This window comes from Fischerella major NIES-592, from assembly GCF_001904645.1.
GTDB lineage: Bacteria > Cyanobacteriota > Cyanobacteriia > Cyanobacteriales > Nostocaceae > Fischerella > Fischerella thermalis.
This window is the reverse complement of sequence record NZ_MRCA01000012.1, coordinates 1-20,252: the sequence shown is the minus strand read 5'-3', so window position 1 is coordinate 20,252 and position 20,252 is coordinate 1. Positions and strand designations below refer to the sequence as shown.

The window sequence follows — 20,252 nt, the reverse complement described above, 5'->3', positions numbered from 1 at the left end:
AGGGGCTGTGGGTGAGGTCTATCTCATGTTTTCTCCGAATATTATTTAACAGCGTCTATTTAATTTGTTGCCCCAGAAGCAGCAAGTTCTGCTAGGCGTTCTTGCTGGTCTTGAGAGATACAAGACTGAATCAGTTGTTCTAAATCACCTTCTAGAACTGGGCTAAGGGAGAAGTTTTGACCAAGACGATGGTCAGTAACTCGGTTATCTTTATAGTTGTAAGTGCGGATTTTTTCGGAACGTGACCCTGTACCTACTTGCGATCGCCGCATAGAAGTTACTGCTTCTTGTTGTTCGCGTAACTTCATTTCATACAGCTTTGCCCGCAAAATCTGCATCGCCCGTTCTTTGTTTTGTAACTGGCTGCGTTCTTCAGTACAAAAAATCCGAATTCCCGTTGGTTTGTGGAACAAGTCAACAGCAGTTTCTACTTTGTTGACGTTTTGTCCACCAGCACCACCGGATCGCGCTGTAGTCATTTCAATATCTTTGGGATCAATGTGGACTTCCACATCATCGACTTCTGGCATTACCGCCACCGTGGCTGTAGAAGTGTGAACTCTCCCTCCCGCCTCAGTGACTGGTACACGCTGAACACGATGCACCCCAGCTTCAAATTTTAATTTGCTGTAAACATTATCTCCCTGAATTTCCAGGATTGCTTCTTTGAAGCCACCCATCTCTGCCAGGGATTCACTGACTAACTTGACTCGCCAACCTTGAGTGTCAGCATAGCGGGAATACATGCGTACTAGATCCCCTGCCCAGATACTGGCCTCTTCACCGCCAGTCCCTGCCCGAATTTCCAACATGATATTTTTATCATCGTTGGGGTCGCGGGGTAGCAGCAATATCTTTAGGCGGTTTTCTAAGTATTCTATTTTCTCTTCTAATTCTTGAACTTCCAGGGCTGCCATTTCTTGCAGTTCGGCATCTCCCTGAGATTCTTTCAGTATTTGCCGCGCCCCTATTAGTTCTTCTTGGGCTGTTTTCCAAGTTTCATAGGTATTAACTACTTCTTCTAACCCTGAACGCGCCTTTGCCACTTTCTGATACTCATCAGGATTTTTGGCGGTATCAGGATCAGCAAGACGACGGGTTAATTCATTAAAAGTTTGTTCAACAGATCTAAGTTTCTCCAGTAAGTATTGTTCTGCCATGATGAGTGCGATCGCTCCTTCAAATAACAAGTTGGCCTGAGCATTTGTGACAAGCGACCCAGCAGATGCAGGGTCGTCATTACCAGCAACAGAGCCAACCCGCTACTTTTTCTTTTTGCCGCCAGAAGCTTGATCGCCCTTCATGCCATACTTCCGCATGAAGCGCTCAACACGACCTTCAGTGTCAATAATCTTTTGAGTGCCGGTGTAGAAGGGGTGGTTTCCAGACCAAACATCTACGTGCAGTTCTGGCTTGGTGGAGCCGACGGTCATTACAACCTGACCGTTGCAGTAAACTTTAGCTTCTGGATACCACTCAGGATGAATACCAGGTTTAGCCATTGTTCCTTTTGTGGTGAATATACTACAATTATAGCTTTGGTGTTTGATTAGGACTAGGGAATGGAAGGGAGACAAGGAGGAGCATAAACACCAATACCCGGTCCCCGATCACCAATTCCTTACCGCTTCGAGTACTGAGGTGCTTTGCGAGCTTTGTGCAGGCCGTACTTTTTCCTTTCTTTGGCACGGGGATCGCGGGTGAGATAGCCTTCAACCTTCAGAGGTGAGCGATTATCAGGATCAAGTTGGCATAAAGCACGAGCCACTCCTAAACGAATTGAATTGGCTTGGCCAGTCAAGCCACCGCCTTCGGCTTTCACCAAAATATCATATTCGTTTTCCAGTCCTAAAGTTTCCAGAGGTGCTTTGATGCCTCCGAGATAATTAGGATTGAATTGGAAATACAAATCTCCAGGTCTGCCATTGACAATCAATTGTCCAGTACCTGGAACTAGGCGTACTCGTGCGACCGCAGACTTACGACGACCAGTACCCCAGTACATAGCGCGACCGCTAGTGTTATCTGTTGCTTGCATTAATCTTGTTCTCCTGGAATAGTATTAATTTTCAGTTCTTTTGGTTTTTGGGCATCATGGGGGTGAGTTGGGCCTGCGTATACTTTTAATTTAGTGAATAACTGCCGTCCCAAGCTATTTTTCGGTAGCATTCCTTTGACAGCGTGTTCAATAATGCGTTCAGGTAAACGTCCTTGGAGTTTGGCAAAAGTTTCCGTTTTCATCCCGCCAGGACGACCGGAGTGACGACGGTAAATCTTTTGGGTACGCTTTTTACCAGTTACGGCCACTTTATCGGCATTGACTACTATTACGAAGTCACCTGTATCCATGTGAGGCGTATAATGAGGTTTATTTTTGCCTCGTAGAACCATAGCAATTTCACTGGCTAGGCGTCCAAGACGCTTGTCGGTAGCGTCTACGACGTACCAATCACGCGTTATGGAATCAGTAGGAGGAAGATATGTTTTGTTCATCGTTAATTGTTGATTGTTGATTGTTGGTTGTTGATTGTTGGTGATTGAATGACAAAAAGTGGCTGAGTGTCAAACCAGACTGTTTTGGGAAAGGGAAAATCTGGATAACCGACTCGCAATAAACATAAGCCGTGGGCAGGTGCAGCATATTTGACTTCTTCCCGTCGTTCATTTTTCCAAAGATCAGTAAAGCTAGCAAGCGATCGCTCTCCTGTTCCTACCTGCACTAACATTCCTACTAACAGCCGCACCATTCCATACAAAAATCCATTGGCTTGTATTTCTATATGGAGAAACGGCCCATTTCGATAACACTCTACTGCTTGCACCTCGACCCAAGAATGCTTACGTGCTGAGTTGCTACGGTGAAATGCAGCTAAATGATGATGTCCGAGTAACGGTTTTAATGCTGCCTGAATTAAAAATTCATCTAGGGGTGCATGGTAGTAATGCCAACTGAAGCGCCTCACAAACAAGTTCGGCTGTTCTCCAGTGTATATAGTGTAGCGATAACGCCGATACACTGCGCTAAAGCGAGCGTGCCAAGTTTCGCTGACACTTGCTGAAGCTAAAATTAATATGTCTTCGGGCAGGTAACTATTCAGAATGGTTGCCCATTTGTGAGCTGGAATTTTACCAGTCGCATCAAAATGAGCTACTTGAGCTGCGGCGTGGACTCCGCTATCAGTACGTCCCGCTCCGTGTAGTGTAACAGAATAACCTAGTAAATTGGCTAAAACTTTCTCTACTTCTTCCTGTACACTACGGTGATGTGGTTGCCTCTGCCAGCCATGAAAATGAGTGCCCAGGTATTGAATTACCAGGGCGACTCGTTGTTTTGGTGTAGGCTGGCGGCTTTCTAACATAGAATCAACTCAAGGCTGAAGTGTGAAGTATGAAGTATAAAATCTAATTTTTTACCTTCTGCCTCCAGCATAGCTGCCTTCTTTATACCAGTTCAATGATTGCCATCTCAGCATTATCACCACGACGAGGCACGGTATGTAGGATACGAGTATAGCCGCCTTGACGATTACCGTAACGAGTGGGAGCTTGCTCAAATAGAGCATGAACTAATTGTTTATCGTAAATGTAGCCAAGGGCTTGACGGCGTGCCGACAGGGAACCGTCTTTAGCTAAAGTGATCATTTTATCTACTTCGGCTCTCACTACCTTAGCTCGCTGTAGGGTGGTGGTAATTCGACCATGACGAATTAACTCAGTGGTGAGCGCACGCAACAGGGCGCGACGTTGATCAGCTGGTTTGCTGAGTTTTTTGACACGACAACGATGACGCATAACTATGAACCATTTAAAGATAACGCTTACTCAGAAAGTTATTAGTTAGTCCATGGTCTAATCATTAATTGACTCTTGACTACTGACAAATGACTAACCGTGTTTAGAAGACCTTTCAGTTGGTAGGGTAATGCCCAAGCGTCGCTGTAGTGCTTCAACTACTTCTTCCGCTGACTTCTGACCAAAGTTTTTAATTTCTAATAGGTCTTCTTGGGTATAATCCAACAAATCTGCTACCGAGTTAACTTGCGCCCGCTTGAGACAGTTATAAGCTCTTACAGAAAGCTGCAACTCTTCAATCGGAATTTGAGCGGTAGGATCATCTGGGATATCAGAATCTGTATCTGTTTGTCTGATATCAATATCTTTTAAGGGATTGAATAAGTCTACCAAAATTCCGGCTGCGGAAGAGAGAGCTTCTTGAGGGCTAAGACTGCCATTCGTCCAAACTTCTAGAAGCAATCTATCTCTTGGCATTCCGTTATCGCCACGAGTCTCTTCAACACTGTAGTTAACTTTTCTGACTGGCATAAATACCGAGTCAATTTGCAGGAAATCTAGAGATGTGGCTTCTTCACGACCTCTTTCTACGGTGCGATACCCTTTGCCTTTTTCAATCCGAAATTCCATTTCTAGCTTTCCCCCTTCGGCAAGGGTAGCTATGTACTGGGTCGGATCCATGACTTCTACTTCACTCGGTAAATCGAAGTGTGCTGATGTGACTGTAGCCGGACCGTTGACGAGTAAACGACCTATTTGGGGTTGAGAGGAATAACTTTTGAGAATTACTTCCTTCATTCTCATGAGGATTTCTAGTACATCCTCTCTGACACCAGGAACGGTGGCAAATTCATGTGTTACTCCTGCAATTCGTACTGCTGTCACAGCCGTACCTTCTAAATTTGACAACAATACCCGTCTAAGGGCGTTGCCAACGGTTGTTCCTTGACCCCGTTCTAGAGGTTCTAGGATAAATTTACTGTAGTGGCTCCGACTTTCCTCTGTACTAGACTCTACACATTCAATTTGAAACTGCGCCACGGAGTAGCCTCCCTTGCTCTAAGGTCTTAGTAGTAGACAGAATATAGACTACCTACAAATTTGGATTTTTGCCTTGTGTTTGAGGTGGAGCAAACTAAATACTTTGCTTAATGAGTAATTAAGTTTAATACTCTACCAACTTACAGGCGCTACTGTTTTTTAGGTTTTCCGAAGTTTAGCAGCCCTCTGTACCAACTAGGGCTTACGAACTTCGGACGGCCACTATACGTGTGAGGGAAACAGGTAAGTTTAACAGTTATTCAGTTATCAATGATTAATTAATTGCTGTTCACTGTTCACTGGTTACTGTCAACTGACTATCTTTACCACCCAAAAAGTCGTATTTAGACTCGACGGCGTTTGGGAGGGCGGCAGCCGTTGTGAGGAATTGGGGTAATATCTCGAATGAGCGTTATTTCGAGTCCTGCTCCTTGCAGCGCCCGGATGGCTGTTTCCCGACCTGCTCCTGGCCCACTCACCATTACCTCAATTTGGCGCATCCCCTGATCGATCGCTCGGCGTGCTGCACTTTCAGCTGCGGTTTGAGCTGCAAAGGGAGTTCCTTTTTTTGCTCCTTTAAAACCGCTAGAACCAGCACTTGCCCAAGAGATCACATCTCCGTTTTGATCGGTAATGGTGACAATGCTATTGTTGAAAGTAGATTGGATGTAAGCAACACCATTTGGTACGTTGCGTTTCTGTTTTTTGCTCCCGGTCTTTTTGCTTGGTTGTCGCGCCATATGGTTGTGATTCGATGAATGTAAAACTTGCTAACAGCAAGCGTTGCCAAAAATTTATTTCCCTGGTGCTTTCTTCTTACCAGCGACTGTTTGTCGTCTTCCCCGTCGGGTGCGGGCATTGGTGCGAGTTCTCTGTCCTCTGACTGGTAAGCCCATGCGATGACGACGCCCTCTGTATGTACCAATATCAATTAGGCGCTTGATGTTCATCGCCTCCCAGCGCCTCAAGTCACCTTCGACTTGATAGTTTTCTTCTACTTCTCCCCGTAGAGCTGCTACATCAGCATCACTGAGATCCTTGACACGAGTATCAGGATTTACACCCGTAGCCTTTAAAATCTCCTGCGATCGCGATAGACCAATTCCATAAATATAAGTTAGACCGATTTCAACACGCTTATCGCGTGGTAGGTCTACTCCGGCAATACGTGCCACAACAATTGTCTCCCTAATTTGCTTGCTAGTGATGTAAGTTAGTGTTTAACGATGGTACCAAGTCTTAAAAGTTGTACCTTAATTCCCTTTAACCTTGGCGCTGTTTATGCTTCGGATTGGAACAGATCACCATAACGCGACCCCGACGGCGGATCACGTTACACTTTTCACACATTTTTTTGACTGAGGCTCTGACTTTCATGCTTGCTAATTGACTCCAAATGTTAAATTATAGCATTTTTTTGATAAATGTTCAGTTAAATTACAGGAAGAAAACTTATTGTTTTGAACGTGTGGTATATTAACTTACATAGAGCTACTTCTTCCGTAATCGATAAGTAATTCTACCTTTGGTCAAGTCGTAGGGAGTTAGCTCCACCTTGACGCGATCGCCAGGTAAAATTTTGATATAATTACGGCGAATCTTGCCAGAGATATGAGCTAAGACGTTGAAGCCATTGTCTAAATCAACGCGAAACATAGCATTGGGCAATGACTCAGTAACTGTACCTTCCATTTCAATCAAATCTTGCTTAGACAATTTATTTTTCCCTCAATTCAACACTTCTTTATTCATTTACAGCCATTTCATAGTCTGGAAATGAACATATTTTTAGAAAAATATCAACAGTCTATTAATATATCTTATCCAAGTTTTACATGTATCTGCTCAGGTAATGGGTAATTGTTAGTGGTTGCTGGTTGGTGGTTAGTTGTTGTTTGTCTACTACTCCCCACACTCCACCCTTACGGGAAGCCGAAGAAGGTGGGTCTACACACTCCTCAATCCCCAATACCCAATCCCTTTTTGTTTGTTAATTCAGGAGGCTATAGCCTTTTTCAGTTCGGCGGTGACTTCTTCTAGGGACTGATTGCCGTTGACAGTGATCAATTGGTGGCGATCGCCATAGTAGTCAATCAAGGGAGCGGTTTCAGAGCGGTATACTTCCAAGCGACGGCGAATTACCTCTTCTGTATCATCAGCACGCCCTCGTTGTAGCAGACGATCAACAACCACATCATCTGGCACATCTAAATTGACTACTCTTTCCCCTTGCTGTTCAAGTTTTTGCAGTAATTCTCCCAGAAAAGCTGCTTGTTTTACAGTCCGAGGAAAGCCATCCAAAATCCAACCTGACTTGGTATCCGGTTTACAGAGGCGTTCTTCCACCATTTCCTGTACAAGCTGGTCGGGAACTAGCTCACCCCTATCCATATAACTCTGAGCTTTTATACCCAAAGGAGTTTGCTCTTTCAATGCTTGCCGTAAGATGTCACCCGTGGAAATATGGGGTATATCACAGTCATGGGCCAATGCTTTAGCTTGAGTTCCTTTACCAGCACCCGGCGGTCCCAAGAAGATTAATCGCGTCACTATTACTTCACCATTCCTTCATAGCGCTGAGAGATCACATAAGTTTGGACTTGTTTAGCTGTTTCAATCGCCACACCTACTAGAATCAGCAAAGAGGTAGCACCCAAACCTCTAAAAGTTGGTACTCCTAAAGCAGTTTCTACAGCGGTGGGGATGATCGCAATTAAGCCCAAAAAGATAGCACCCAAAAAAGTTAGTCGATTCAAAATGCGCTCTATATACTCACTAGTGGCTTTACCAGGACGTATTCCTGGAATACTAGAACCCATTTTCTTCAGGTTCTGGGCCACATCAACTGGGTTTACTATCAAAGATGAATAGAAGTAGCTAAAAAAGATAATTGAAACTAGGTAAACAAGGGCATAGACCCAAGACTGAGATCCACCAGGACTGAGATAGGTGTTGATGATATTTGCTAGTTCTGGATTTTTGGTGAAATTAGCTATAAACAGTGGCAAACTGAGGATTGCAGCCGCAAAAATGATTGGCATAACTCCGCCTTGGTTAAGACGTAAGGGGAGATAGCTACGCTGCTCAGCAAAAATGCGCCGACCGACTTGGCGACGAGCGGAAATAATTGGAATACGGCGAATTGCTTCCTGAACAAAGACGATACCAACAATTGTGAATAGAAACACTAGAACCAATACAATTACTGGACCAACTCTTTCTCGAACTATCTCTTGACCACTACCTTGGATATAAGCAATGGTATCGCTCAGGGATTTAGGTAGGGTTGCCACAATATTGACAAAAATTAACAAAGATGCTCCGTTACCAACGCCGCGCTCTGTAATTACTTCTGATGCCCACATTACAAACATCGAACCAGCTACAAGAGCAACAGCTGTCTCAATAACGAAAACGGGACCAAAATTCAAGGCAAAAGGTCTTAACCAAAATGCGGCCAAGAAAATACTTTGTAAAATTGCCCAACCTAAAGATACATAGCGGGTAATTTGCGAAATCCTCCGCCTTCCTGCTTCCCCTTCGTTTTTTTGTAAATTTTCTAAATATGGAATCGCAGCAGTGAGCAATTGGATGATAATCGAAGCATTGATATAAGGCAGAATACCTAAGGCAAAGACTCCCAATGCAGAAAGACCGCCTCCGGAGAATATATCCAAAAAGCTGAATACCTGATTATTACTATTAATTGCTGCGGCAAATGCCTGTCGATCAATTCCTGGTATGGGTATATGTATACCTAGACGAATCAATATGAGAATACCGACAGTAACAAGCAGCCGACCTCTTAATCCGGCCGCTTGCGCCATCTGCATAAAAGTTTCTTGAGCGGTTGGGGGTTTATCTCGACTGATCATAGAGGGCTACCTTATGAAGTATGAAGTATGAAGTCAGAAGTGTGAAGAATGTGGAAGTGTGAAGCACGAAATTTGAAGTATTAAGTTTTTCATCTTTTATCCTTCATTCTTCATCCTACCCTGTGGAAAGCCGCCCTATAGGGCGTCTACAACCTTCACACAACTTCACAACTTCCGCCTGCTGCCTCAATTTTGCTACGAGCTGTACCTGTAAAAGCTGCGGCCTTTACTTTGAGCGGAACATTTAATTCCCCATCTCCCAAAATTTTCAATGGCCCCTTGGCAGCAGTCAGAATACCCGCTTCTTGTAAAGAAGTCAAAGTAACTTCTGTGTTAGCTGGAAGTGAGGCTAGCTTCTCTACATTAATCGTAGTGTAATTTTTACGGTTAACTAAAGGAAAGCCTTTCAGCTTGGGTATACGACGGTACAATGGCTGTTGACCACCTTCAAAACCGGGTCTGGTACTGCCACCAGAGCGAGCTTTTTGACCCCGCATACCTTTACCAGCACTTGCGCCTTGACCAGCAGAGACACCTCTACCTAAACGCCGACCGCGTTTTTTAGATCCTTTTTGGGGGCGAACATCGTTGAGTCTCATAAGCAATAAACTAAGCAAAAGTTGTTGTTTGTCATTTGTCATTTGCTAAGGACAAATGACTTTTTAGATGTAAAGATTCTCCACAGTAATACCCCTATCCTCGGCTACCTCAGAGAAGGTACGTAAGGTAGTGAGGGCATTGATCGCAGCTCTGGCATTATTTAGCGGATTGTTGGAACCAAGTTGCTTAGCTAAAACATTACGCACACCTGCCAACTCTAGTACGGTACGAACCGCACCACCAGCAATTACACCAGTACCAGGAGCTGCTGGTCGCATAATTACTTTTGCACCACCGCCAGTACCATCAATGGGATGAGGTATAGAGTTGGATTTTGTAATAGGAATCTCAATCAGATGTTTTTTACCATCGGCTACACCTTTTTTCACCGCACCAATTACATCTGAAGCTTTACCCACTCCTACACCAACTTGACCACGTTCATTGCCAACAACTACGATCGCGCGGAAGCTGAGTTTTTTACCACCTTTGACTACCTTACTAACACGTCGGATCTGAATGACCCGCTCTTGCCAGTTAGTTTCTTCTTTTTTAACGCGGTTAGTTTTACGACGATTTGTTGCCATTGTCTGATTCCCTTTGTCATTTATTTATCATTTGTCATTTGTCATTTGTCATTTGTTGTTTGTTGTTTTTTGTTGGAAGCAACCAACTACTAACCACTAACTAGCAACTACTCACCATTGACTAATGACCATTGACTCTTGAAAAATTTAGAAATCTAACCCAGCTTCACGTGCTGCATCAGCTAGTGCTTTGACGCGACCGTGATAAAGATTACCACCGCGATCAAACACGACTTTGGTTATGCCTTTTTCTAAGGCTCGCGTTGCAATTAGTTTGCCAACTTCAGTAGAGGCTTGAATATTGCCTCCAAAGGTGAGCTTGGATTTGAGTTCTGGTTCTACAGTGGAAGCTGCCACTATGGTGTGATGTTGAGTATCATCAATCACCTGAGCATAGATGTGTTGGTGGGAGCGAAATATTGCTAACCGTGGACGTTCTGGAGAACCGCTTACTTTCCCACGAATGCGCCGATGACGACGCTGTTTTGATTCTCTACGAGTAAGTTTCATATTTACTTCTTACCACTCTTACCAGTCTTACCAGCTTTACGTCTAACTGCTTCGCCAGCGTAACGAATACCTTTGCCTTTGTAAGGTTCGGGTGGACGGACAGCACGAATTTTTGCTGCTGTGTTCCCGACTAATTCTTTGTCGTAACCGCTGACAATTACGTTAGTATTATTTTCAACTGCAAACTGAATTCCCTCTGGTGGGGCTATCTGTACCTGATGACTGTAACCCATATTCAGTACTAGGTTACGACCTTGGACTTGCGCCCGATAGCCAACCCCTTGAATTTCCAAACGCCGTTCAAATCCTTTGGAAACTCCTTCAACCATGTTGGCAACCAAGGTACGGAATAAGCCGTGTAACTGCCTAGAAGTACGTGACTCATCTCGGCGACTAACCGTGAGTGTTTCCCCATCTTGGGACAAAATCACATTGGCGGGAAGTTCGCGCGAAAGCTCACCTTTTGGACCTTTGACAGTCACCTTGGCGTTATCAAAATTTACTTGGACTTTTGCGGGAACTGTAATTGGGCGTTTACCAATTCGAGACATAACTTTATCTTTGTTGTTAGTTGTTTGTTGTTTGTTGGTTGTTAGTTGTGAGTCAGCGCGCAGAAAGGGGGTTCCCCCCATGAGCGACTGCGAACCCGGAGGGTTGGTTATTACTACTAACTATTAACCACTAACCACTAACCAATGACTACCAAACGTAGCAAAGTACTTCACCACCCAAGTTCTGACGCCGTGCTTCTCTGTCGGTCATGATGCCACTAGATGTAGAAATAATGGCGATGCCTATGCCACCTAATACCCGTGGTAATTCTTTTTTATTGGAATAAACGCGCAAACCTGGTTTACTTACCCGTTTGAGAGTGGTGATGATAGGTTGGCGATTTTTACCCTTGTATTTCAGTGAAATTACTAAGTTTCGCTTACTTCCTTCTCCAACATCTTCGTAATCACCAATGTATCCTTCTTCTCGAAGCACTTTAGCGATATTACGGGTCATTTTTGTGGATGGCACTTGTGTAGTTTGATGCCGCGCCAGATTGGCATTGCGGATGCGCGTCAACATGTCAGCAATTGTGTCGTTAGTCGCCATCGTCTCCTCGTTTAATTGAACTTATTGTTCCCGAAAGGGCATTCCCATTTCTTTTAGTAAGGCACGACCTTCTTCATCACTCTTAGCTGTGGTGATGATGGAGATATCCATCCCTCGGATTTGGTCAATGCTGTCGTACTCAACCTCTGGAAAAATCAACTGTTCTCTAACGCCAAGGGTATAGTTACCACGACCATCAAAGCTTTTAGGACTAACACCACGAAAGTCGCGAATTCTGGGTAGAGCCAGGTTGATTAATCTGTCGAGAAAGGAATACATGCGTTCGCCTCTCAAGGTAACCATGATCCCTACAGGCATACCTTGACGAATTTTAAAACCTGCGATCGCTTTTTTCGCTCTTGTCACTACAGGCTTTTGCCCTGTGATCAAGGCAATTTCACTTAAAGATGCTTCTAGGGCTTTGGCGTTTTGCGCTGCTTCTCCCAATCCTCGGTTGACAGTTACTTTCACCAATTTTGGTACTTGGTGAACGTTGGTGTACCCAAACTGTTTGGTGAGGTTAGGGACTATTGTTTCTTGGTATAAACTTTTAAGTCGTGTTGGCATAGTTTTTTGTCCTGGTTGTCCCTGGGCTTGGTCAGGGAAATAGCATTTTTTTGTTTGTTGCTTGTTGGTTGTTGTTTGTTAATTTTTCCGATCAACTACTAACTACCAACTGACAACCAATAACTATTTATCGATAATCTCACCTGTTTTCTTGAGCATCCGTACCTTCTTACCTTCTTCGGTAAAGGTGTAGCAGATGCGACTAGCGACGTTCTGCTTAGTGGAGTAAAGCATGACGTTGGAACTGTGAATTGGGTATTCCTGGGTGACAATGCGCCCGGATTCACCTTCCGCTTGGGGCTTGACGTGCTTGGTTTTGATATTGACGCCTTTGACAATGACTTTGCTTTCTTGAGGCAGGGCTTTGATAATCTCGCCAACTTTGCCTTTGTCTTTACCGGCAATTACCTGGACGGTATCTCCAGCTTTGACATGCATTTTGTAGAACTTTGGCTTTTGTTTTTTCCTTGCCATTACAGCACCTCCGGAGCCAAAGAGACGATTTTGGTAAAGTTTTTATCACGCAGTTCTCGAGCAACGGGGCCAAAGACGCGAGTGCCTTTAGGATTGCCGTCTTTATTAATGATGACTGCGGCATTGTCGTCAAAACGGATGCTCATACCGCTATCCCGCTTAATATTATGGCGGGTACGAACAATCACTGCTTCTACAACATCTGATTTTTTGATAGCCATATTTGGCTGGGCATCTTTGACAACAGCAATAATTCTATCGCCCACAAAACCGTAGCGACAGTTACCTGCTCCTAAAACACGGATACACATGAGTTTACGAGCGCCGCTGTTGTCTGCAACATTCAGGTAAGTCTGGGGTTGGATCACAATAACTCTCCTTGTGGTTGGTAATTGCTAATTGATAATTGCTAATTGGTAATTACTAGTTGTCTTACCTATTACCCATTACCCATTACCCATTACCCATTAAGTATTTTTCGTAGTCAGAATTTCTGTGACTTGCCAGCGCTTGGTTTTGCTCAGGGGTCGGGTTTCTTGAATGCGGACGCGATCGCCTATCTTACAGCGATTTTCTTCGTCATGAGCCTTATAACGCCGGGTATTCACCACAATTTTGCCGTACTTGGGATGAGGAGCGCGGTTTTCAACAGCGACTACAACTGTTTTTTGCATTTTGTCGCTCACTACCAAGCCAACTCGTTCTTTAACTGCCATAATCTCCTACTCTTGTTCTTTTGCGGCTTGACTTGCGGCCCGTTTGCGTTCTGACTCTACCGTTAGCAATTGGGCTAAGCGGTGTCGGGCATGTCGAAACAGGTGTGGTTTTTCTAGCTGTCTGGTTGCTTTTTGCAAGCGCAATTGAAATAACTCTTTTTTGACGGCAAGAATTTCCTCAGCCAGCTTTTCGTCGCTTAATTCTCTTGCTTCCGAAATCTTGGGAAGAGGCATAACTTACTCCTACTCCTGTGGTTCTATTTCAGAGCGTGAAATGAATTTAGTCTTAATTGGTAGCTTGTATGCTGCTAAGCGCATTGCTTCGCGGGCGGTAGCTTCAGGTACACCAGCAATTTCAAATAAAATTCGTCCTGGCTTGACTACTGCTACCCAATATTCGGGAGAACCCTTACCAGAACCCATCCGGGTTTCGGCGGGACGCATTGTTACAGGCTTATCAGGGAAAATGCGAATCCAGATTTTACCACCCCGACGGATGTAACGGGTCATGGCTCGACGGGATGCCTCTATTTGTCGAGCGGTGATCCAAGCTGGTTCTTGAGCTTGGAGAGCAAAATCACCAAAGTTCAGGGAACTACCAGCAGTGGCTAGACCTTTCATGCGTCCGCGCTGCTGTTTGCGGAATTTCGTTCTTCTTGGACTTAACATGATGTGTTAGTTGTTGGTTGTTAGTTGTTGGTTGTTAGTTGTTGGTTGTTAGTCGTTACTACTAACCACTAACTATTAACCATTAACTATCCTTCATTTGAGCGGTCTTCAAATTGCTGACGACGGCGTTGTTGACGACGACGCGGTTCACGTTCCCGTGTTGTTGGTGGGGGAGGTGCTTCTTCTTGTCCAGGAATAATTTCTCCTTTGAATATCCAGACTTTGATCCCAAGAATACCGTAGATGGTTTTTGCTGTGCAGTAAGAGTAGTCAATGTCAGCCCGTAGGGTATGTAAAGGTACTCTACCTTCACGAGTCCACTCTGTGCGAGCGATTTCCGCACCATTGAGACGACCACTAACCTGGACTTTGATCCCTTGTACACCAGCACGTTGGGCGCGCTGAATGGCTTGACGCACAACTCGGCGGAAGGAAACGCGGCGTTCTAGCTGTTGAGCGATGTATTCAGCAATTAGGTAAGCATCAGCATCAACACGTTGTACTTCCACAACGTTGATGCGGATTTGACGATTGCTGCCCAACAGGTCTTGAAGTCCGGTACGCAATGATTCAATGCCTTGCCCACCTCGACCTACAACTACACCAGGGCGTGCGGTGCGTACTTCCAGATCAATTTGATCGGCTTTACGCTCAATCCGCACTTCCGAAATGCCTGCATTGTTCTGAGCGTATCTACCCAGTTTATCCTCGATAAAATTACGAAGTTTGTGGTCTTCTTGTAGGAGTTCTGGATAGCGGCTAGGGTCAGCAAACCAACGAGATTGATGCTCTTGGGTAATTCCTAGACGAAAACCAACTGGATGTATTTTCTGTCCCACGAATGCTTTCCTCTAAAATTTCTTTCAGCTATGGGTGTAAGTAGTTATTCAGCTGAGGCTCCAGGAGCAACAGCGACTGTAATATGACACGTTGGTTTGCGAATCTGGTACGCTCGACCTTGCGCCCTTGGTTGAAACCGTTTCAGAACTGGCCCTTGATCTGCATAGGCCTTAGTAATTACTAAATCTGCCCGATCCAATCCTTCGTTATGCTCTGCATTGGCAGCAGCGCTTCTGAGAACCTTCAATACTGGTTCACAAGCCCGATAGGGCATAAATTCTAGAATGATCAGTGCTTCTCGATAAGACCGTCCACGAATTTGATCGAGTACCCGACGCACTTTATAAGGGGACATGCGTATATAACGGGCGATCGCTTTTACTTCATTAGTAGTATCAACAGCCATAGTTTTCTCCGTTTTAGTTAGTGGTTAGTAGTTATTGGTTAGTAGTTACTGTCCACTATCTACTAACCACTAACTACGTTCTACCTTCCTGCTTTTTTGTCTTTAGCATGACCTCTAAAAGTGCGTGTGGGAGCAAATTCGCCCAGCTTATGTCCCACCATTTGGTCACTGATGAAAACAGGTACGTGCTGCCGTCCGTTATGAACAGCAATGGTATGACCAACCATTTCCGGCAGAATTGTGGAAGCTCGTGACCAGGTTTTGATCACTTCTTTTCTATTGCTTTCGTTAAGCTTCTCAATTTTGCTGAGCAAGTGATCTGCTACGAAAGGACCTTTTTTAAGAGAACGACCCATAATCTTGGTAATTGGTAATTGGTAATTGGTAATTGGTAATAGGTAATTAACCCATTACCTATTACCCGTTAGCATTAACTTTCACGACCACCGCGACCGCGCTTAGAAGACTTACGGCGACGGCGTACAATTAACTTGCTACTTGGCTTTTTAGGTTTGCGTGTCTTCAGACCCAAGGCTGGTTTACCCCAAGGAGTAACAGGACCGGAGCGACCGATGGGCGCACGACCTTCACCACCGCCGTGGGGGTGATCAACCGGGTTCATGACGCTACCTCTAACATGAGGACGGCGGCCTTTCCAGCGATTTCTACCGGCTTTACCTGCACTCAAGTTTCGGGCATCAATGTTACCCACTTGTCCAATGGTGGCATAGCATTCCCGGCGGATCATGCGGACTTCTCCTGAAGGCAACTTCAGGGTGACATAATTACCTTCTTTGGCTACGACTTGAGCTGTTGCACCGGCAGAACGAACGATTTGACCACCTTTACCTGGAGTCAGTTCAACGTTATGAACGCTCGTACCCAAGGGAATGTTTGACAAAGGTAAGGCGTTGCCATCTTCAATGGGAGCATTGACACCAGCGATTACTGTTGTTCCAACTTTTAATCCGTTGGGCTGGAGAATATAACGTTTCTCGCCGTCTTGGTACTGTAAAAGGGCGATGCGGGCATTACGGTTGGGATCGTATTCAATGGCAATGACTTCAGCAGGGATATCACGTTTATTACGTTTGAAGTCGATGATCCGGTAAAGCCGCTTGTGTCCGCCTCCCCGAAAGCGGCTGGTGATCCGACCTTGGTTGTTGCGGCCTTTGGCACGATGTACATATTTGGTTAAAGACTTTTCCGGCTCAGTTTTGGTAATTTCTGAAAAGTCGGAAATAGTTACCTGGCGAGTACTGGGGGTATAAGGGCGAAAAGAACGAGTACCCATAATTTTATTTGTTAGTTGTTGGTTGTTGTACCAGACGTGCCATGGCACGTCTGTACATTGGTTAGTTGTTAGTTGTTAGTTGTTTGGTTGTTTGGTTGTCATCCCTAACGACTTACAGGCCAAAGTCTTCCTTACTATCCACTAACTACTAACTACTAACCAATAACTAGTTAGACTTCAGGGAATAGAACTTGTCTGATCTTGTTTTCATCCCCAGTCGCCACTGTGACAATGGCTCGTTTGTATTGGGGTTTGTAACCAATAAATCTACCGACACGACGCTTTTTGCGTGGACGATTGCTGGTATTTACTTGTACTACTTTGACGTCAAACAGACTTTCTATTGCCGCTTTGATTTCTGGTTTTGTTGCTTTGGGAGAGACTTCAAATGTATATTTATTCTGCTCCATGAGGATGGTCGCCTTTTCGGTAATAATTGGGCGACGCACTAGGTCAGGGAGGTTGCGGGGGTCGAAGTTAGGCACTGTAGACCTCCTGAATTTTTTCTAGGGCTGATGCGGTAACGACGATTTTGTCTGCGTGGAGCAAATCGTAAACGTTGAGATTATCAGCGGCAATGAGTTTGAGATTCTCAACGTTACGGGCTGACAAAAGTACGTTTTCGTTTTTTTCGGACAAGACTAACAGTGTCTTACTTTCTGGGTCAGCACCCCAACGGGCGATCGCTGACACTAATTCTTTGGTTTTGGGACGCTGTAGCTGTTCGCTAAATTCTTCTACCACAATTAAGTCATCAAGGCGGCTAGCAAACGCTGTCCGCAATGCTAACTTCCGCTCTTTGCGGTTCATCTTGATTTCGTAATCTCTGGGTTTGGGTCCGAAGATGACACCGCCACCACGCCACAGTGGAGAACGAATAGAACCTGCACGCGCCCGACCTGTACCTTTTTGCCGCCAAGGTTTGCGACCGCCGCCTCTGACTTCAGAGCGGGTTTTTGTACTGGCGGTTCCTTGACGAGCATTGGCCATTTGTCTAATCAAGGCTCTATACACAATATGAGCCGCTGTTTGTTCTTTGGCAACCCGCAAGTCAAAGCTTTTTTGCCCGACTTGTTCTCCCTGCCAATTTTTGACTACACATTCAAACATTGTTTATGTCCTTTGTCATCTGTTTGATGTTGCTTGTTGCTTGTTGTTTGTTGTTTGTTGTTTGGAAGTACAACCAACAATCAACTACCAACAAATAACCAATGTGACTATTGACTACTTACCAACTACCTTGGCAGGCAAAATATTTAGCAATGACCCGGGTTTACCAGGGACAGCTCCCTTGACTAGCAATAAGTTACGTTCCGAGTCTACTCGTACCACTGTTAATTTCCGAACTGTGGTGCGGCTACCTCCTAAACGACCTGGCGCGCGCTTACCTGGATAAACACGACCGGGCGTCGTACCAGCACCGGTGGAACCAGGCGCTCTATGGTTTTTGGAACCATGCGACATGGGCCCACGACCGAAGTTGTTGCGTTTTTGGTTGCCTGCAAAACCGCGACCGATGCTTGTACCGATGACATCTACTTGTTGACCTGCGCTAAATATATCCGCTTTTATCTCTTGACCTAAGGCATAATCACCAGAGTTATCGAGGCGATATTCTTTTAAATGACGTAATGCTGGGGCAGAGGATTTTGCTAGATGACCTAATAAGGGTTTGTTTAGCGCCTTTGGCTTTACTTCGCCATAGCCTACTTGGATGGCGGAGTAACCGTCGGTCTGTTTTGTTTTAACTTGAGTCACTGTACATGGCCCCGCCTGAATGACAGTCACAGGAATGGCTACTCCTGCATCGTCAAAGATTTGGGTCATGCCCAGTTTGGTGCCGAGAATACCTACAGACACAGTTACTGGCTCTCCTTTCTACTTTTTTCTTGGGAAATTGGATTCTTCAGGATACTGGTACAGTAGCTGTTGCGGCTACTTTCCGCTTGTGAGCGGCGCCTATTGAAGTCAGGAGCGGCTTAGGTATGGCGGCTCCAACTTCCCCGGCCTTTCACCAAGTATCCATACTAATTACGTGAATCCGTTTGCTGTCACTCAGATTTGATTAGAACAACCAAAACATCTTTCCACTGGGGAAAGTATACTGTTTGGGTTCAATACAAGGCTTTGGAGCTTTGTGCAACAATGCTTCTATCTAAGCAATTGCTCTGGCACTTTACTTGCTTGTAGCAGGACTTAGGCAGCAAGCTACCCAGTATCCTTGTAACTGAGACTTACGCCATGCTACAAACCGACATCACTGCTCAGTTTCTACCCCTCCAATTACCTTAAACCATAATTTTTAAGGTTTTGCCTGTTTTTGGCTCTATTACAAGAGTGAACCTGTTTTACTGACTGGTGTGAGTTTGAGTTTTTGACTCTACTCTTTTACCTTGACCTGAAAGTTTTTATAGTTTACCAGTCTCTTGTCTATTCTAGCCAGCTAATTCTGTTGAGAATTTAGCTATTAGCTTTAAATAGCTAATTTGTGGCTAGTAATAACAATGAAGGGGTATCCTAAATTTGGTCACGATCTAAGAGTATAGATCAAATATTTACTTTTGTCTATTAACTTTTTTAGAGAAATGAGAAATAGGAAGATGAAAAACAAAGCGATCGCCTAATCAAACCACTTTTTTAACTCAATTCCAGGAAAGGAATCTTAAAAGTGCGATCGCTTTTGGCTATTTGCCAGCTTGTTATCTAAACCTACGATCAAGCTAGTGGTCTGGCTATCTAACTTTGAATATCCTGATTTCGGCATTACATTTGGAGAAAATTATGCTATTTGCTTTATCCTGTCGATAAGATAATTATTTAACGTAATTTCATAACTAAAAGTAAATAATAGAGATATCTAAGTCGGACAACACAAAAACCTATGGCACTAATTACCACTGGTAACACTTTAATTCGCGATCTAGAAAAAAATGGCGCTCTTGGCGTATACGTACCTCTAGAAGGAGGTTTTGAAGGTCGTTACAGACGCCGACTACGTGCAGCAGGCTATATCACTCTTCATATCACTGCTAGAGGACTAGGTGACCTAGCTGCTTATCTCACAGGTGTACATGGAGTTAGACCTCCCCACCTTGGCAAAAAAAGCACTGGTAGCGGGGCGGCAGTTGGTTACGTGTATTATGTGCCACCTATCGTTAACTATCAGCTAGAGCAGTTACCACCAAAATCCAAGGGATTGGTATTGTGGATTATTGAAGGGCATATTCTTTCTGATCAAGAAATTGAGTACTTAGCGAACTTGCCCAAGCTGGAACCACGGGTCAAAGTCGTAATCGAACGAGGTGGCGATCGCGCCTTCCGCTGGATGCCTCTGGAAAAAACTCTGTTAGCTAGCTAGATTTAGGGTACCGGGTATTGTTGGCAAAATCAAAAAATTAATGGCGTTGCATAAAATCGGGATGGATTATTGAACCGCGTTAGACGCGAAGTGCGCGTAGACGCGTAGCGGCTTCCGTAGGTAGAAGCTAGATTTTTTCGTTTACAAAATTTCAAAAACATCCCGCTTTCTCTGCAACGCCAAATTAATTGCTTCCAAAATGGAATTAATGCAGATGTCTTTATCAAACGTACATTACATCATGTTCTGTTGAATACTTATACTGTCGCCTAGGCTGGTAATTGGTAATAGGTAATTGGTGAGACTACTTGCCGTCTTGGCTTATGCCGAGATGGCAAAGTAGCTAACCCGAAGGGTAATGGAGAAAAACCAATGACCAAAAGCGAAGCATAATATCGTAAGCAATTAGCCGAACTTGATAT

32 protein-coding genes are annotated in these 20,252 nt (G+C 44.6%); 1 reads left to right on the top strand and 31 read right to left on the bottom strand.

What is annotated here, in order from left to right:
* Nucleotides 1–59 precede the first annotated feature (59 nt).
* The 31 genes from prfA to rplC form a co-directional block, all read right to left on the bottom strand.
* A complete protein-coding gene (gene prfA, locus NIES592_RS18525; protein WP_009455560.1) occupies nucleotides 60–1,160 on the bottom strand; it encodes a peptide chain release factor 1 in 1,101 nt (366 codons plus the stop codon).
* Nucleotides 1,161–1,262: 102 nt separating this feature from the next.
* Entirely contained in the window at nucleotides 1,263–1,502 is a 240-nt protein-coding gene (gene rpmE, locus NIES592_RS18520; RefSeq protein ID WP_009455559.1) for a 50S ribosomal protein L31, read from the bottom strand.
* Between the two features lie 119 nt (nucleotides 1,503–1,621).
* Nucleotides 1,622–2,038 (bottom strand): 30S ribosomal protein S9, encoded by a 417-nt coding sequence (rpsI, locus tag NIES592_RS18515; protein ID WP_009455558.1) that lies wholly within the window; start codon nucleotides 2,036–2,038, stop codon nucleotides 1,622–1,624.
* Nucleotides 2,038–2,493, bottom strand: a complete 456-nt coding sequence (gene rplM / locus NIES592_RS18510; RefSeq protein WP_016868069.1) for a 50S ribosomal protein L13 — start codon at nucleotides 2,491–2,493, stop codon at nucleotides 2,038–2,040. The genes rpsI and rplM overlap by 1 nt, the downstream gene beginning before the upstream one ends.
* 2 nt (nucleotides 2,494–2,495) lie before the next feature.
* On the bottom strand, nucleotides 2,496–3,359 hold the full coding sequence (gene truA / locus NIES592_RS18505) for a tRNA pseudouridine(38-40) synthase TruA (protein ID WP_073556522.1): 864 nt from the start codon (nucleotides 3,357–3,359) through the stop codon (nucleotides 2,496–2,498).
* Nucleotides 3,360–3,441: 82 nt separating this feature from the next.
* A complete protein-coding gene (gene rplQ / locus NIES592_RS18500) occupies nucleotides 3,442–3,792 on the bottom strand; it encodes a 50S ribosomal protein L17 (RefSeq protein ID WP_016868071.1) in 351 nt (116 codons plus the stop codon).
* A 93-nt stretch (nucleotides 3,793–3,885) separates the two neighbouring features.
* Entirely contained in the window at nucleotides 3,886–4,833 is a 948-nt protein-coding gene (locus NIES592_RS18495; RefSeq protein ID WP_016868072.1) for a DNA-directed RNA polymerase subunit alpha, read from the bottom strand.
* 344 nt (nucleotides 4,834–5,177) lie between these two features.
* Nucleotides 5,178–5,573 carry a 30S ribosomal protein S11 gene (gene rpsK, locus NIES592_RS18490; RefSeq protein WP_009455552.1) on the bottom strand — a complete coding sequence of 132 codons (396 nt, stop codon included), beginning with the start codon at nucleotides 5,571–5,573 and terminating at the stop codon, nucleotides 5,178–5,180.
* A 54-nt stretch (nucleotides 5,574–5,627) separates the two neighbouring features.
* Nucleotides 5,628–6,008 carry a 30S ribosomal protein S13 gene (rpsM, locus tag NIES592_RS18485; protein WP_009455551.1) on the bottom strand — a complete coding sequence of 127 codons (381 nt, stop codon included), beginning with the start codon at nucleotides 6,006–6,008 and terminating at the stop codon, nucleotides 5,628–5,630.
* A gap of 88 nt (nucleotides 6,009–6,096) precedes the next feature.
* Complete coding sequence (rpmJ, locus tag NIES592_RS18480) at nucleotides 6,097–6,210, bottom strand: 50S ribosomal protein L36 (RefSeq protein ID WP_071588098.1); 114 nt, start codon at nucleotides 6,208–6,210, stop codon at nucleotides 6,097–6,099.
* A 114-nt stretch (nucleotides 6,211–6,324) separates the two neighbouring features.
* The gene (gene infA / locus NIES592_RS18475) at nucleotides 6,325–6,549 is read right to left on the bottom strand and encodes a translation initiation factor IF-1 (RefSeq protein WP_006276978.1); all 225 of its coding nucleotides are present in this window, start codon (nucleotides 6,547–6,549) and stop codon (nucleotides 6,325–6,327) included.
* 279 nt (nucleotides 6,550–6,828) lie between these two features.
* Nucleotides 6,829–7,383 carry an adenylate kinase gene (locus NIES592_RS18470; RefSeq protein ID WP_073556521.1) on the bottom strand — a complete coding sequence of 185 codons (555 nt, stop codon included), beginning with the start codon at nucleotides 7,381–7,383 and terminating at the stop codon, nucleotides 6,829–6,831.
* A 2-nt stretch (nucleotides 7,384–7,385) separates the two neighbouring features.
* Nucleotides 7,386–8,708, bottom strand: a complete 1,323-nt coding sequence (secY, locus tag NIES592_RS18465) for a preprotein translocase subunit SecY (protein ID WP_062244465.1) — start codon at nucleotides 8,706–8,708, stop codon at nucleotides 7,386–7,388.
* 155 nt (nucleotides 8,709–8,863) lie between these two features.
* Nucleotides 8,864–9,307, bottom strand: coding sequence for a 50S ribosomal protein L15 (gene rplO / locus NIES592_RS18460; protein ID WP_026086338.1), 444 nt, complete (start codon nucleotides 9,305–9,307; stop codon nucleotides 8,864–8,866).
* A gap of 63 nt (nucleotides 9,308–9,370) precedes the next feature.
* Complete coding sequence (gene rpsE / locus NIES592_RS18455) at nucleotides 9,371–9,895, bottom strand: 30S ribosomal protein S5 (protein ID WP_009455542.1); 525 nt, start codon at nucleotides 9,893–9,895, stop codon at nucleotides 9,371–9,373.
* 147 nt (nucleotides 9,896–10,042) lie between these two features.
* Entirely contained in the window at nucleotides 10,043–10,405 is a 363-nt protein-coding gene (gene rplR, locus NIES592_RS18450) for a 50S ribosomal protein L18 (protein WP_009455540.1), read from the bottom strand.
* Between the two features lie 2 nt (nucleotides 10,406–10,407).
* Complete coding sequence (gene rplF / locus NIES592_RS18445; protein ID WP_009455538.1) at nucleotides 10,408–10,956, bottom strand: 50S ribosomal protein L6; 549 nt, start codon at nucleotides 10,954–10,956, stop codon at nucleotides 10,408–10,410.
* 148 nt (nucleotides 10,957–11,104) lie between these two features.
* The gene (rpsH, locus tag NIES592_RS18440; protein WP_009455535.1) at nucleotides 11,105–11,506 is read right to left on the bottom strand and encodes a 30S ribosomal protein S8; all 402 of its coding nucleotides are present in this window, start codon (nucleotides 11,504–11,506) and stop codon (nucleotides 11,105–11,107) included.
* Between the two features lie 21 nt (nucleotides 11,507–11,527).
* Nucleotides 11,528–12,073, bottom strand: coding sequence for a 50S ribosomal protein L5 (gene rplE, locus NIES592_RS18435; protein WP_009455534.1), 546 nt, complete (start codon nucleotides 12,071–12,073; stop codon nucleotides 11,528–11,530).
* 123 nt (nucleotides 12,074–12,196) lie between these two features.
* Nucleotides 12,197–12,547 carry a 50S ribosomal protein L24 gene (gene rplX / locus NIES592_RS18430; RefSeq protein ID WP_062244471.1) on the bottom strand — a complete coding sequence of 117 codons (351 nt, stop codon included), beginning with the start codon at nucleotides 12,545–12,547 and terminating at the stop codon, nucleotides 12,197–12,199.
* Complete coding sequence (gene rplN / locus NIES592_RS18425) at nucleotides 12,547–12,915, bottom strand: 50S ribosomal protein L14 (protein WP_009455531.1); 369 nt, start codon at nucleotides 12,913–12,915, stop codon at nucleotides 12,547–12,549. Before rplN ends, rplX begins: the two co-directional genes overlap by 1 nt.
* A 99-nt stretch (nucleotides 12,916–13,014) precedes the next feature.
* Nucleotides 13,015–13,263, bottom strand: a complete 249-nt coding sequence (gene rpsQ / locus NIES592_RS18420; protein WP_009455529.1) for a 30S ribosomal protein S17 — start codon at nucleotides 13,261–13,263, stop codon at nucleotides 13,015–13,017.
* Between the two features lie 6 nt (nucleotides 13,264–13,269).
* Nucleotides 13,270–13,497: a 50S ribosomal protein L29 gene (gene rpmC, locus NIES592_RS18415; protein ID WP_062244474.1), complete on the bottom strand. Its 228-nt coding sequence runs from the start codon at nucleotides 13,495–13,497 to the stop codon at nucleotides 13,270–13,272.
* Between the two features lie 9 nt (nucleotides 13,498–13,506).
* The gene (gene rplP, locus NIES592_RS18410) at nucleotides 13,507–13,932 is read right to left on the bottom strand and encodes a 50S ribosomal protein L16 (protein ID WP_009455525.1); all 426 of its coding nucleotides are present in this window, start codon (nucleotides 13,930–13,932) and stop codon (nucleotides 13,507–13,509) included.
* Between the two features lie 86 nt (nucleotides 13,933–14,018).
* Nucleotides 14,019–14,771, bottom strand: coding sequence for a 30S ribosomal protein S3 (gene rpsC / locus NIES592_RS18405; protein ID WP_073556520.1), 753 nt, complete (start codon nucleotides 14,769–14,771; stop codon nucleotides 14,019–14,021).
* Between the two features lie 44 nt (nucleotides 14,772–14,815).
* Nucleotides 14,816–15,178: a 50S ribosomal protein L22 gene (gene rplV, locus NIES592_RS18400; RefSeq protein ID WP_009455518.1), complete on the bottom strand. Its 363-nt coding sequence runs from the start codon at nucleotides 15,176–15,178 to the stop codon at nucleotides 14,816–14,818.
* Between the two features lie 80 nt (nucleotides 15,179–15,258).
* Nucleotides 15,259–15,534, bottom strand: a complete 276-nt coding sequence (gene rpsS, locus NIES592_RS18395; protein WP_009455516.1) for a 30S ribosomal protein S19 — start codon at nucleotides 15,532–15,534, stop codon at nucleotides 15,259–15,261.
* Nucleotides 15,535–15,608: 74 nt separating this feature from the next.
* Nucleotides 15,609–16,472: a 50S ribosomal protein L2 gene (gene rplB / locus NIES592_RS18390; RefSeq protein ID WP_026086337.1), complete on the bottom strand. Its 864-nt coding sequence runs from the start codon at nucleotides 16,470–16,472 to the stop codon at nucleotides 15,609–15,611.
* A gap of 170 nt (nucleotides 16,473–16,642) precedes the next feature.
* Nucleotides 16,643–16,957, bottom strand: coding sequence for a 50S ribosomal protein L23 (locus tag NIES592_RS18385; RefSeq protein ID WP_009455511.1), 315 nt, complete (start codon nucleotides 16,955–16,957; stop codon nucleotides 16,643–16,645).
* On the bottom strand, nucleotides 16,950–17,582 hold the full coding sequence (gene rplD / locus NIES592_RS18380) for a 50S ribosomal protein L4 (protein ID WP_062244482.1): 633 nt from the start codon (nucleotides 17,580–17,582) through the stop codon (nucleotides 16,950–16,952). The genes NIES592_RS18385 and rplD overlap by 8 nt, the downstream gene beginning before the upstream one ends.
* A gap of 114 nt (nucleotides 17,583–17,696) precedes the next feature.
* Nucleotides 17,697–18,332 carry a 50S ribosomal protein L3 gene (gene rplC / locus NIES592_RS18375; protein WP_062244485.1) on the bottom strand — a complete coding sequence of 212 codons (636 nt, stop codon included), beginning with the start codon at nucleotides 18,330–18,332 and terminating at the stop codon, nucleotides 17,697–17,699.
* A 1,021-nt stretch (nucleotides 18,333–19,353) separates the two neighbouring features.
* On the opposite strand from rplC, the gene NIES592_RS18370 reads away from it, so the two are divergent.
* Nucleotides 19,354–19,830 (top strand): NAD(P)H-quinone oxidoreductase subunit N, encoded by a 477-nt coding sequence (locus NIES592_RS18370; protein ID WP_062244488.1) that lies wholly within the window; start codon nucleotides 19,354–19,356, stop codon nucleotides 19,828–19,830.
* The last annotated feature ends 422 nt before the right edge of the window (nucleotides 19,831–20,252 follow it).